Below are 12,451 nucleotides of genomic sequence, written 5' to 3' on the forward strand. Positions count from 1 at the left end.
GCCGACAATTACTCAAAATCCAGCGCCGATATCAAATTTGTCACCAGCACCAACGATTACTCAAAATCCAGCGCCGAACTCGAATTTGTCACCAGCGCCAACAATTGCTCAAAATCCAGCGCCGATATCGAATTTGTCACCAGCGCCGACAATTACTCAAAATCCAGCACCAACAATTACTCAAAATCCAGCGCCGATATCAAATTTGTCACCAGCGCCAACGATTACTCAAAATCCAGCGCCGAACTCGAATTTGTCACCAGCGCCGACAATTACTCAAATTCTCCCTGCTCCCGCACCAATCAATCTCGCGCCCATACCGACACCGGAACTCGCTCCTGCGCTCTCCAGCAACGGGCTTCCCAGGACAAATCCTTTATTTTCTGCCAGCTTGCAACAGCAAAACCAGATATCTAGTTCATTGCAACAGCCTAATTCACGTCGCGAAACCTCGAATATTATTGACGTTTCCAGCTTGCCAGTTAACCCCAGCGCCATTATTTTTCCGGTAGAAAACAGATTTACCAGGGAGTTTGTCGATTACCTGAATTTGCCACAAACAAATAAACGCGCCACGCTAGAAAATGCTCAAAATACTCTTCGCAGCGTCGCACAAGCCACAGGTATCAAACCAGCTCTCGTATATATGAGCTTTGTACCCAATGGTTCTACATTCGATCGACCTTACAACAGTTCGCCGCTGTTGCGCGTAGAACAGCAAATTAAAAGCTCTGACGAACTCGAAGTAATGGTAATCGCCCCCGATAGCGCGCCCTTTCGCGTGCGGATCGCTGGAACCTCTCGCGCCGAGGTAATGGAAACTATTCGGAAATTTCGCAACGAACTGACTAATCCGGTAAAGCGCAATACTAAAACTTATTTACCCTTCGCTCAGCAGCTTTACCAGTGGATGATAGCGCCGATCGAGGCAGAGTTACAAGCCAAAGGTATTCAGAATTTATCTTTTATTGCGGATATGGGGTTGCGATCGATACCGATGGCGGCGCTACATGACGGGAAAGGCTTTCTGATAGAGCGTTACAGCGTCGGTTCAATGCCGAGTCTGAGTTTGACAGATACCAGCACCACTAAGTTGCCAAATACACAAGTTCTGGCAATGGGTGCGTCACAATTTCCCGATATGAGTCCTTTGCCTGCGGTGGAAATAGAAGTTTCGACAATTATCCCGCAGGAGTCGCCCGGTAAGTCTTTCTTGAACCAAGCTTTCACTCTGGCAAATTTGAAATCGCAGCGCCAGCAGTACCCTTTTGGGAGAATTCACTTGGCTACTCACGCCGAATTTCGATCGGGAAACCCCAGCGAATCCTTCATTCAGTTGTGGGATACTAAATTGCGTTTGAATCAGTTGCGGGACATGGGATGGGGCAGTCCACAGGTTGATATGTTGGTTTTAAGTGCTTGCAGGACTGCTGTGGGCGATCGAGAATCCGAGTTGGGCTTTGGCGGGTTAGCCGTGCAAGCAGGGGTTAAATCGGCTCTAGCGACTCTCTGGTATGTCAGCGACGAGGGCAGTTTGGGATTGATGGCGGACTTTTACGGCCAGTTGAAAACTGCTCCGATGAAGGCTGAGGCCTTGCGGCAAGCGCAATTAGAAATGTTGCGCCAACAGGTGCGGATTGAAGGGGGAATATTGCGGACTTCTGTGGGTAATGTGCAGCTACCTCCGGAAATGACAAAGACAGGGACTCGGAATTTTTCTCATCCCTACTATTGGGCGGCTTTTAGAATGATTGGCAATCCTTGGTAATCAGATTTGTTTTATAGGTACGTAGTTGGGCTTGAGCCTCCTTTATCTACACGTCTCAAGAGCAATAATGATTGGCAATCAGATTTGTTGTATAGGTACGTAGTTGGGCCCCGGCCCTCTTTAATCTACACGTCTAAAGAGCAATAATGATTGGCAATCAGAGACGAATGTTAGATTAGCAGCTTGAACTGGCGGTGCTAACAGGATCAGCAGAGTGCTGATCGCAATTCCCGCAGCGGATGTTTTGGGCGATCGGGTGGTTTTGGCGATCGGTATGAATTCCGGCAGGCGATCGGCGCTATGCTACACTTTGAAATGTTGAACTTTTTCGCAATTCATCGTAATTTCTCCTGGCGACCTGTACGCAAAATATTACAAAGTTTTGGTCGTATCCAAACTGAATATTTAAATTAGGTCGATGTCCAATATAATTTACCTTTTAATAATTAACTCGAATTATTTAACAACACATAACATTACGCATAATTTCGTAAGGTGGGGATTGCTCGCCCTACAATTTGTATTAGATGCAATAGAAAACTGCGATCGAACTGGACGCTTCTCTCAAGTTGGAAGTACATCCGAGACATCTTCCTGCGTCAGTATCCTCGGTAACAGGGAATGTTTCGCTTACAATACACTTGTAGCATCTCACGAAAAAGAGCGATCGCACTATGGGAATGACCATCACCGAAAAAATCTTGGCCAAAGCATCGGGCCGCACCAAAGTCGAGCCCGGAGACAACATCTGGGTAGAAACAGACGTATTGATGACCCACGATGTCTGCGGGCCGGGCACCATTGGCGTATTCAAAAAGGAATTCGGCGATAATGCTAAAGTCTGGAATCCCGACAAAATCGTCTTAATTCCCGACCACTACATTTTCACTAACGATGAACGCGCTAACCGCAACGTCGATATTCTCCGCGATTTTGCCGCAGAACAAGGGATAAAATACTTTTACGACATCACGGATCGATCGAACTTCAAAGCTAACCCCGACTATAAAGGAGTTTGCCACATCGCCCTCGCCCAAGAAGGCCACACGCGCCCGGGCGAAGTGCTTTTCGGTACAGATTCCCACACTTGCAATGCCGGTGCTTTCGGACAATTTGCCACCGGTATCGGCAATACCGACGCGGCTTTTATCATGGGAACCGGCAAATTGCTGATTAAAGTGCCGGCGACGATGCGGTTTGTGCTCAACGGCGAATTGCCAGATTATTTGTTAGCAAAAGATTTGATTTTACAAATTATAGGCGATATCAGCGTTGCCGGTGCTAACTATCGATCGATGGAATTTGCGGGCGATACAGTGGAACGTTTGACGATGGAAGAACGGATGACGCTGTGCAATATGGTGATTGAAGCTGGTGGCAAAAATGGCACGGTGGCTGCGGACAAAACCACGTTTGATTACGTTAATCCTCGCACTAATGTGCCGTTTGAGGCATTTTACAGCGATGAGGGTGCTCAGTTTTATAGCGATCGCACCTACGATGTCAGCAAATTAGAACCAGTCGTCGCCAAACCGCACTCCCCCGACAACCGCGACTTGGCCCGCAATTGCAGCGATGTCAAGATCGATCGAGTTTACATCGGTTCCTGCACCGGCGGCAAAACCTCCGACTTTTTGAGTGCAGCCCGCATTCTCAAAGGAAATCAAGTCAAAGTTCCGACATATTTAGTACCGGCAACTCAGAAAGTTTACGAAGATTTGTTTGTTACTAAATACGACGGTCAAACGCTGTCGGAAATCTTCTTAGCAGCAGGCTGCATCGAACCCGCAGCGCCTTCTTGCGCCGCTTGTTTGGGCGGCCCGAAAGACACTTTTGGGCGGATGAACGAACCGGAAATTTGCGTGTCTACAACTAACCGCAACTTCCCCGGCCGGATGGGGAACAAAGAAGCGCAAGTTTATCTCGCTTCGCCTTACACGGCGGCGGCTTCGGCGCTGACTGGACACGTCACAGATCCGCGCGAATTCCTGCGTTAGAAAGTAGTTTGTGTGTGGTGTGCCACAACCCCAGAAGGTGCTTGTGGTATACCCTACGGGATGAATTTAAGCCGCGATGATTATTATGGTGATGGGAGTCTCCGGTTCGGGGAAAACTACTGTTGGCAAGTTGCTAGCGGAATCTCTCAATTGGGATTTTAGCGATGCCGACGATTTTCACCCGCCAGGAAACATAGAAAAAATGAGTCGGGGCATTCCTTTAGAAGATGCCGATCGCCTGCCTTGGCTGTTGCACTTGCAAGGTACAATAGACAGGTGGCTGTTGGAAAATAAAAATGTCGTGTTAGCTTGTTCTGGCCTCAAAGCATCTTACCGCGAAATGCTGTTTCGAGACAAGCAGCGAATGAAAATAGTTTATCTCAAAGGTGATTTTGAGCTATTCGCAGCCCGGTTAAAAACTCGCGAAAATCACTACATGAAAGCAGACTTGCTGTCAAGTCAGTTCGCTACTCTCGAAGAACCTGAAAATGCAATTATTATAGATGCTTCGCAGCCGTTAGAGGTAATTGTCCGCCAAATTATAAATTATTTGATGTGCGGTTAATCTCAAAATAAAACAGGTTCGTAGTGAGGACTTTAGTCCTTCTTTCGGAGGACTAAAGTCCTCACTACGAACCTATAGAGGTTTGGTGTGCTAATTTTTGTTGTACAAATACAAGAAAGCTTCTACTTCAGCCGCAGTTGGTTGTGCTGCAATGGCCCCAGGCTTCATCGCCGTCATCGCACCCACGGCACTGGCATAGGTTACAATGTTTTGGGCAATTTCTGGATCTGCTAAATTCTTAATTCCATACTTGCACAACTGCCGCACAAAACCAGCAACAAACCCGTCGCCGGCACCTGTTGTATCCTCAACATCTACTGCAAAAGCGGGGATTTTTCCTTCATTTTGCGAGAGACAATAGCCGCAACCTTTATCGCCCGCCGTCACCAAAACGCCTTCTACAGAATCGAGACGGTAGGTAATAGCTCCAGCGTCGCTAGTTCCAAACAACCATTCGGCTTCGTCGTCAGATAACTTAAGAAAATCTACTTTTTTTAATAGTTGTATGATGGGCGCTTTTGCTTCGTCTGGATTTGGCCAAAATACCGGACGCCAATTGATGTCAAGTATAATTTTAACGTCGTAACGTTCTGCTAGTTCGATCGCTCTGGCGATCGCCTCTCGACTTTCAGGGTAAGCTAATTCTAAAGTGCCGAGCACTAAAAACTCCGCATTTTCAAACAGCGCCTCGGGTATTTGGGCAGCCTGGAAGCGGGTGTCGGCAAAATCCGCAGTATCCATTTTACCAAAACCGGCAAAAGATCGATCGCCCGCTTCATTCCGCAAGACATAAACTTGCCGCGTCGGCGCAGTCGGATGGCGTTGCACTCCAGCGATATCAACCCCTGATTCTTGCAATACCTGCACCAGAGACTCCCCCAATTCATCCCCACCTACAGCACCGATAAATCCCACCGCCGTCCCCAATTTAGCTAAAGCACAGGCAACATTAGCAGGAGCACCGCCAGCATATGCCGTCCAAGATTCTACCTCTTCTAGAGATACTCCTGGTTTGTCTGCTAAACAATCAAATAAAATTTCACCCAGACACAAAACGCGAGGATAAGTCATATTGATTTTAGATTTTAGATTTTAGATTTTAGATTTTAGACTAGCACCAGACTGGTCAATAATTATCTCTACCTAGATTCCCAGTAGGGAAAATTGCCAGCTATTTTGTAATAGCTGCTCCTATAATATCAGACTTACTGATAGTGGCAGTTACCCGCTCAACGCACAAGTACAGCGCGGGCGTATCAGTAGTTTGACGTGCCAACATCTGCGGTTTTTTGGGCGCGGATTTCCAGTGCGCGCAGGTAAATCTAGCATCCGCTACCCCACGTGCAAGGCTGGGTTTACACATCTTGCTGCGATTCTGCAAGCGAGTTGGTGATCCGTGCCAGAGCCAATTTAATTTTCTCTTCATACTAGATCCCTCATCCTCTAGAATTGTATATAGGTAAATATGCACACATAGGAAAAATTTATGAACGGGAGCGTCTCTGGCACCCCTGTCACCCTGTCGGACAGAGAATTGCAAGTGGTAGAGTTAGTAGCGGCGGGATTGACCAATGAGAAAATTGCTGAGAAGTTAGAGATTAGCAAGCGTACTGTTGACAACCACATTAGCAATATCTTGAACAAGACGCCCGCTGACAATCGAGTTTCGCTGGTGCGCTGGGCTTTGCAGTGGGGGAAGGTATGTATGGAGAATATTAACTGCTGCCCTCTACCGGGGCCGATCGATAAAGAAGTATCTTAAATAGGGGTTATGGTTGGGGACAGGCAAAGAAATGATGCAAACGGCACAAGAAAAACAACTCCGCTATCAAATTCAATGCCCGGGATTGCCGCTGGCGGTGTATCGCGAAGTGGCAGCCCATTTGCGTCAAGTTGAAGGGGTGGAAACCGGTTTGATTCCGCAGCAGTCGCAGCGGTTTGATTACAGCGACAGCCAAGTTGGGGGTTTGTGGATACAGTATCCTGATGGGTTCGATTTGGCCTGCCGCGAGCGGGTCGATCGCATTTTGGCTTATTATGGCGATCGCTACGGAGCTTGGGAATTATTAAGTCAATAGTTATTAGTTATTTGTTATTGGTTATTTGTTATTGGTTGTTTGTCATTCAAGCCAAACAGCAATAAATACGAAGTCACAAATAAAAATCACGAGCTCAAAAATGACGAGTAACAAATAACAAATAACAACCAACAACCAACAACCAACAACTGACAACTGACAACTGACAACTGACTAAAAAAATGAGTGCAATTAAAACTTTACCGGGAACGCGGGATATTTTGCCCGCTGAAATTCAATATTGGCAAAATATAGAAGAAGTCGCTAGAAATATCTTAAAAAAAGCGGCTTATCGAGAAATTCGGACGCCAATTTTTGAACAAACATCTTTATTTGAACGCGGCATCGGCGAAGCTACCGATGTTGTGGGCAAAGAAATGTACACTTTTAAAGATAAGGGCGATCGATCGACTACTTTGCGCCCAGAAGGCACCGCCGGAGTCGTGCGAGCTTTTATTGAAAACAGTTTGTACGCGGCTGGTGACGTGCAGCGTCTGTGGTATACTGGGCCGATGTTTCGCTACGAACGCACCCAAGCAGGCAGACAGCGACAGTTCACTCAAATTGGCGTGGAAGTATTGGGGAGTGCAGATCCGCGTGCAGATGTCGAGGTAATTGCGATCGCCTGTGATATCCTGCAAGCGATCGGCTTAAAAAATTTGCGCCTCGATATCAATTCTGTCGGAAATAAGCAAGACAGACAAAATTATCGGCAAGCGTTGATTGATTATTTTACACCGTACAAAGACGAATTAGATGCGGATTCCCAAGATCGCTTGACTCGCAATCCGCTGCGGATTTTGGACAGCAAAAATCAGCGCACTCAAGAAATTGTTGCTGGTGCGCCGAGCATTTTGGAATATTTGGGTGAGGAATCGCGAGATCACTTTGAGCAAGTGCAGCAAATGCTCACAAGTTTAGGAATTAGCTATCAGTTAAATCCAAGATTAGTGCGCGGTTTAGATTACTATACATACACCGCTTTTGAAATTATCTCCGACGATTTGGGAGCGCAAGCAACTGTTTGTGGAGGCGGCCGCTACGACGGTTTAGTCAAGGAATTGGGCGGCCCGGATACGGCGGCAGTCGGTTGGGCTATGGGTGTTGAGCGGTTGATTATCCTGCTGCAAAAATTGCAACCTCTGCCCGTTCCGCAGTTGGATTTCTATTTGGTATCCCGGGGCGATAAAGCCGAACAGCAATCAATATTGTTGGCTCAAAAATTGCGGAGTGCTGGCTTTAGTGTAGAGATAGATTTGAGCGGCAGTGCTTTCGGGAAACAGTTTAAAAGAGCTGACAGAAGTGGTGCAGTTGCGTGTTTGGTTTTGGGGGATGCGGAAGCTGAAAGCGAGACTGTACAATTGAAGTGGTTGGCGAGTGGCGAACAAAGTGCGATCGGGCAATCTGAACTGCTAGCCATGACAGATGAGCTCAAACAGAAGATAAAAGCTGCGTAGGGCGATCGAATCGAAAAGTAAACTCTTAAGGTTCGCAGCATCGGACTTTAGTCCTTCAATCTCTGAAGATAAGGACTAAAGTCCTTATTACGAACAATATTAACATTAATCCCAAAAACCAAAAGATATAATTTAAGCATTAAAACATTTAACCTCTGATAAACTATGTCTGTAGCAACTAAAAACCCAGCCACGAAACTCACAATCACCTGGCCGCTACTACCAGAAGATTTCCAACTACCAGATGACCCCGTGGAAGATGAAAGCCAACCATTGTTAGCCGCAGCTTTACGCCAGCCACTAACAGAATTTCCCGAATTAATCCAGGATGCCTTAATAGTTTCCAACTTTGCCCTTTGTGCCGGCATAAGTTTCCCAGAAGCAGCCACCGACGAACAGCGAACTATTTGCAAAGCGCCCGACTGGATGTACATCAAACCCGTAAATCCCAAAAATGTCTCGCAAGTTCGCCGCAGTTACACGCCGCATACAGAAGGGACAATTCCTCAAATCGTGATGGAATTTCTCTCAGAAACCTACGGAGAAGAATACTCTGTAGAATTTACCTCACGGGTGGGAAAGTGGTTTTTTTACGAACAAGTAATCAAAGTCCCTAGATACGTCATATTCCGAGCAAAAACAGCTCGTTTAGAAGTTTATGCTTTGGAATCAGAGCACTATAACTTACAAAAAACAGATGAAAACGGGCGTTATTGGATACCGGGATTAGACTTATTTTTAGGAGTTTGGGAGGGAACCCACGAAGGGAGAACAGGCTGTTGGCTGAGGTGGTGGAATGCAGCAGGCGAGTTATTGTTGTGGTCGGAAGAACGAACTGAACAAGAACGGCAACGGGCCGATCGCGAAAGTGTCCGCGCCCAAAGACTAGCAGAAAAATTGCGTCAAGCTGGGATCACATTAGATGACGAAGATTGACAATTTAAAGGCGATCGAGTCTTAGTACCTTTTGCACATCACACCTGACAACTATTTGGTATAATCAGACTCTGGTGTTGCGGGCATTCAGCCGGCTATTGTCCCACTGCGAACTAATATGTCACTCGAACGCCTCAAAGACGTAACCTGGAAAACCAAACCGCAACTGATATCCTTGTTTTCCGGTTGCGGCGGTATGGATTTGCCGTTCCACAAAGCTGGGTTTGATGTAGTTTGGGCGATCGACTCCAATCAATACGCCTGCAAAACTTTCAGCAAAAACATTGCCGCTGTCATAGTCAACGACAGCATAGAAAACATAGACATTGCACAACTTCCCGAAGCAGAAATATGTATAGGAGGCTTCCCCTGTCAAGATTTCTCCCTAATTTGGAAGCGCCCCGGACTTGAAGGAACCCGAGGCAATTTATATACATACTTCCTCGATTTTGTCAACAAGAAAAAGCCCAAAGCTTTTGTCGCGGAAAATGTCAAAGGTTTATTAAGCGCCAATAATTACCAAGCAATCAAACAAATAATTTCCGACTTTGAAAGCATTGCACCGGGTTATTTAGTCAAACCTAAACTTTACAACTTTGCCGATTACGGAGTTCCGCAATTTCGGCAAAGAGTCTTGTTAGTTGGCATTCGGATGGATACAGGATTTGATTTCGTGCATCCTCAAGCACAATACGGGCCCAATCGCCAAAATGCTTATCGCACAGCGGGCGAAGCACTCAAGGATGTCGAGCAAGTTGTGGAAAATAACCAAAATCATCAAATTCGCGATCGCACCGTTGAAATTTTGAATCGAATCAAAGCCGGAGGAAATTTTTCAGATATTCCCAAAGATAGTCCCTACTATGTAAAAGGCATGATCAGCCACGTTTATCGGCGAATTCATCCCGATAAACCATCATCTACAATCATTGCTGGCGGAGGCGGCGGAACCTGGGGTTATCATTATCCAGAACCGCGTGCACTGACAAATCGGGAGAGGGCGAGACTGCAAACTTTTCCCGATGATTTTGTATTTGAAGGTTCTGTTACCGAAGTGCGCCGACAGATTGGGAATGCTGTACCGCCACAGGGAATCGCTGCGGTTGTTCAGTCTCTGATTCCACTATTTCAGGGCGATTATCCGAAAGTGGATTTATATAAAATGAGTGAAAAATTGCAGGCTATGTCAATTCAAGAACGATTGAAACACGCAGAATTAGAGGTGTCTGAGCAAAGTTTGGAGTTATAGCGGTTCTCAAAAAAAGTGAGGTACGTTGTTGGGCTTTAGCCCTCTGATATCTATTGCATATTAAGCAACGTCGTAAAAGTGAGGTACGTTGTTGGGCTTTAGCCCTCTGATATCTATTACATATTAAGCAACGTCGTAAAAGTGAGGTACGTTGTTGGGCTTTAGCCCTCTGATATCTATTACATATTAAGCAACGTCGCATCAAAAACTCCATTTACAGTCATACCTCATCTTTCTGATAAATGCTATAATTTGTGAAAATAGGAAGAATAAAGGCGCGATCGCCAAAATCAAGCAGAATGCGAAGCCGAAAAAGCTTGGCTGGCTGACAAAGGTCGAGAACTCGAACAAGTACAGAGTCAAATTGAGACTATTTTGAATCAGAGCGATCGCACTTAATCAATCAATCAATTCCGCTTCTTCAAAAATCTGCCGAGTTGTTAACTCAAAACCAGGCAGCAACTCATCCACAATCGGTGTATTATCCGTATAAATTTGACTCGAACCATCGGGGAAAAAGCTTCTGATTAAAATAGCTTCTGGATCGATTACCCAAACTCGCGTCACACCCGCCGCCAAATAATCTTTCGCCTTCTCTTCAAATTCCTTCATACTTTGATCGGGAGAGATAATCTCAATCACCAGTTCAGGAATTGCGGGACAAGCTTGATTCCGTCGCCAACTTTTCGGCAGACGCGCATAAGAAATGTACGTCAAATCGGGAACCGGTGCCCAATCTTTAGCCTGACGTTTTAACAAAATCGCCCATTCTGGAAGCACTCGCCCCCTTCCTCTACACCATGCACGAATTAGGAGACACAAAGCTCCCTGTAAACTGGAATGAAAAAATTTTGGAGACACTTTAGGAACTGCTTCACCATCTACAAACTCATAACATACATCTCCGTCGGGCAAAGCTAGAAATTCTGCTAAAGTGAGTTTGGTTCCGATGCCTACCATGACTCCTAGCCCTCTCGCTAATTAATTGATATGTCTATTATACAAAATTTACCAACATTCCTAGAAGTGCGATCGCCCCTCGGACTCTATTCCAAAAACAGCATAAAAATATCCCCGACTTCTTAAAGAAATCGGGGATTTAACCGCGATCGCATTTTAGCTTAGGCGTTTCACCTGTTTCTATGCCAAAACTGGCACGGGTTGTGGCCAACGTTTCATGACTTTACCAATTACAGCCAATTCTTCCATCAACTTGTCGAACTGATCCGGTGTTAACGATTGCGGCCCGTCAGACAAGGCTTTTTTCGGATTCGGGTGCACTTCTATCATCAGCGAATCTGTACCGGAGGCGATCGAAGCAAACGCCATTGAAGGTACAAACTGCGCCCAACCAGTCCCGTGACTGGGGTCAACCATAACAGGTAAGTGAGTCAAGGTTCGCAGCACAGGAACCGCCGACAAATCCAGCGTATTCCGCGTATACTGCCTGTCATAGCCGCGAATTCCGCGCTCGCACAAAATCACGTTCGGATTGCCAGCAGCCATGATATACTCGGCAGCCATCAACCATTCTTCAATGGTGGCGGAAATGCCGCGCTTCAGCAAAATTGGTTTGTCTTGAGCTCCGACTTTCTTCAACAGCGAGAAATTCTGCATATTTCGGGCTCCGACTTGAACTACGTCGGCTACTTCCACGATCGCACTTAAATCGGCCGCATCCATAACTTCGGTAATAATTCCCAAACCGCTAGCTTCCCGCGCCGCAGCTAGCAATCCCAAAGCACTCTCGCCGTGGCCTTGGAAAGCGTAGGGGGAAGTTCTCGGTTTGTAGGCTCCACCGCGCAGAAATTGAGCGCCAGCAGCTTTGACGCGCATAGCCGTTTCGACAATCATTTCTTCGTTTTCGACCGAGCAAGGGCCTGCTACGACTGCGATCGGGTGATTTAAGCCGATCGTCACAGTTCCCAAAGGAGTAGCAACTTCTACGGCGCTGGGTTCACCTTGGCGGTATTCCAGAGAAGCGCGCTTGTAGGGTTTTTCAACGCGCAGCACTTCCTCAATCCAAGTGCTCATTTCGCGCAGTTGCATCGGTTCGAGCTCAACGGTGTCGCCCACCAAACCCATGACGGTTTTGTAACGCCCGACGATTTTTTCTGGTGTCAAACCCCAGCTAGTGCGGAGTTCTTCGTCTAGGCGATCGATCTCGGCTGCTGGAGTGCCGGCTTTCATTACAATAATCATATTTTTCTGTTGTGTTGCGCTAAGACACGAATTATGACACGGATTTAGTGATAAAAATAGATGGAATTGCGATCGACTGGTTTGTCGTAAGGACTTTTTTGGACTCAGCGCGAGAGACTCAGAAACCGGGTTTCTGCGTAAAATCTCGTGAAAATACGTCAATTGCCATAGAAACCCGGTTTCTCGGACTCAGCGCGAG

Annotated in this window: 11 protein-coding genes; 8 read left to right on the plus strand and 3 right to left on the minus strand. The window is 46.5% G+C overall.

All coding sequences use genetic code 11. The annotated features are described in order from the left end of the window. The 3 genes from JGK07_RS30475 to JGK07_RS30485 form a co-directional block, all read left to right on the plus strand. Nucleotides 1–1,768 (plus strand): CHAT domain-containing protein (locus JGK07_RS30475; protein WP_293226428.1); only part of this gene is annotated, 1,768 nt, incomplete at its 5' end. 674 nt (nucleotides 1,769–2,442) lie between these two features. Next, on the plus strand, nucleotides 2,443–3,765 hold the full coding sequence (locus JGK07_RS30480) for a 3-isopropylmalate dehydratase large subunit (protein WP_293203568.1): 1,323 nt from the start codon (nucleotides 2,443–2,445) through the stop codon (nucleotides 3,763–3,765). 85 nt (nucleotides 3,766–3,850) lie between these two features. Next, entirely contained in the window at nucleotides 3,851–4,330 is a 480-nt protein-coding gene (locus JGK07_RS30485) for a gluconokinase (protein ID WP_363319238.1), read from the plus strand. Nucleotides 4,331–4,420: 90 nt separating this feature from the next. Here the strand turns inward: JGK07_RS30485 and JGK07_RS30490 are convergent, their stop codons facing one another. Then, nucleotides 4,421–5,401 (minus strand): carbohydrate kinase, encoded by a 981-nt coding sequence (locus JGK07_RS30490; protein WP_293243500.1) that lies wholly within the window; start codon nucleotides 5,399–5,401, stop codon nucleotides 4,421–4,423. Between the two features lie 415 nt (nucleotides 5,402–5,816). On the opposite strand from JGK07_RS30490, the gene JGK07_RS30495 reads away from it, so the two are divergent. The 5 genes from JGK07_RS30495 (at nucleotide 5,817) to JGK07_RS30515 (ending at nucleotide 10,050) form a co-directional block, all read left to right on the plus strand. Then, nucleotides 5,817–6,092 carry a helix-turn-helix transcriptional regulator gene (locus tag JGK07_RS30495; RefSeq protein ID WP_293149481.1) on the plus strand — a complete coding sequence of 92 codons (276 nt, stop codon included), beginning with the start codon at nucleotides 5,817–5,819 and terminating at the stop codon, nucleotides 6,090–6,092. Nucleotides 6,093–6,126: 34 nt separating this feature from the next. Continuing rightward, nucleotides 6,127–6,408, plus strand: coding sequence for a hypothetical protein (locus JGK07_RS30500; RefSeq protein WP_293174972.1), 282 nt, complete (start codon nucleotides 6,127–6,129; stop codon nucleotides 6,406–6,408). Nucleotides 6,409–6,590: 182 nt separating this feature from the next. After that, complete coding sequence (gene hisS / locus JGK07_RS30505) at nucleotides 6,591–7,865, plus strand: histidine--tRNA ligase (RefSeq protein ID WP_293220199.1); 1,275 nt, start codon at nucleotides 6,591–6,593, stop codon at nucleotides 7,863–7,865. 165 nt (nucleotides 7,866–8,030) lie between these two features. Then, nucleotides 8,031–8,801, plus strand: a complete 771-nt coding sequence (locus tag JGK07_RS30510) for a Uma2 family endonuclease (RefSeq protein ID WP_293243503.1) — start codon at nucleotides 8,031–8,033, stop codon at nucleotides 8,799–8,801. A 118-nt stretch (nucleotides 8,802–8,919) separates the two neighbouring features. Next, on the plus strand, nucleotides 8,920–10,050 hold the full coding sequence (locus JGK07_RS30515; RefSeq protein ID WP_293195620.1) for a DNA cytosine methyltransferase: 1,131 nt from the start codon (nucleotides 8,920–8,922) through the stop codon (nucleotides 10,048–10,050). A gap of 399 nt (nucleotides 10,051–10,449) precedes the next feature. Here JGK07_RS30515 and JGK07_RS30520 read toward each other — a convergent pair whose 3' ends face one another. Beyond that, complete coding sequence (locus JGK07_RS30520; RefSeq protein ID WP_293193578.1) at nucleotides 10,450–11,010, minus strand: Uma2 family endonuclease; 561 nt, start codon at nucleotides 11,008–11,010, stop codon at nucleotides 10,450–10,452. Nucleotides 11,011–11,190: 180 nt separating this feature from the next. Next, on the minus strand, nucleotides 11,191–12,252 hold the full coding sequence (gene aroF, locus JGK07_RS30525; RefSeq protein ID WP_293174394.1) for a 3-deoxy-7-phosphoheptulonate synthase: 1,062 nt from the start codon (nucleotides 12,250–12,252) through the stop codon (nucleotides 11,191–11,193). Nucleotides 12,253–12,451: the final 199 nt, after the last annotated feature.

Source organism: Microcoleus sp. PH2017_24_DOB_U_A (assembly GCF_020738205.1).
Taxonomy (GTDB): domain Bacteria; phylum Cyanobacteriota; class Cyanobacteriia; order Cyanobacteriales; family Microcoleaceae; genus Microcoleus.

Coding starts and splice junctions, on each gene's coding strand:
- JGK07_RS30480 (WP_293203568.1), top strand. CDS start 2,443: ATGGGAATGACCATCACCGAAAAAATCTTGGCCAAAGCATCGGGCCGC.
- JGK07_RS30485 (WP_363319238.1), top strand. CDS start 3,851: ATGGTGATGGGAGTCTCCGGTTCGGGGAAAACTACTGTTGGCAAGTTG.
- JGK07_RS30490 (WP_293243500.1), bottom strand. CDS start 5,401: ATGACTTATCCTCGCGTTTTGTGTCTGGGTGAAATTTTATTTGATTGT.
- JGK07_RS30495 (WP_293149481.1), top strand. CDS start 5,817: ATGAACGGGAGCGTCTCTGGCACCCCTGTCACCCTGTCGGACAGAGAA.
- JGK07_RS30500 (WP_293174972.1), top strand. CDS start 6,127: ATGCAAACGGCACAAGAAAAACAACTCCGCTATCAAATTCAATGCCCG.
- hisS (WP_293220199.1), top strand. CDS start 6,591: ATGAGTGCAATTAAAACTTTACCGGGAACGCGGGATATTTTGCCCGCT.
- JGK07_RS30510 (WP_293243503.1), top strand. CDS start 8,031: ATGTCTGTAGCAACTAAAAACCCAGCCACGAAACTCACAATCACCTGG.
- JGK07_RS30515 (WP_293195620.1), top strand. CDS start 8,920: ATGTCACTCGAACGCCTCAAAGACGTAACCTGGAAAACCAAACCGCAA.
- JGK07_RS30520 (WP_293193578.1), bottom strand. CDS start 11,010: ATGGTAGGCATCGGAACCAAACTCACTTTAGCAGAATTTCTAGCTTTG.
- aroF (WP_293174394.1), bottom strand. CDS start 12,252: ATGATTATTGTAATGAAAGCCGGCACTCCAGCAGCCGAGATCGATCGC.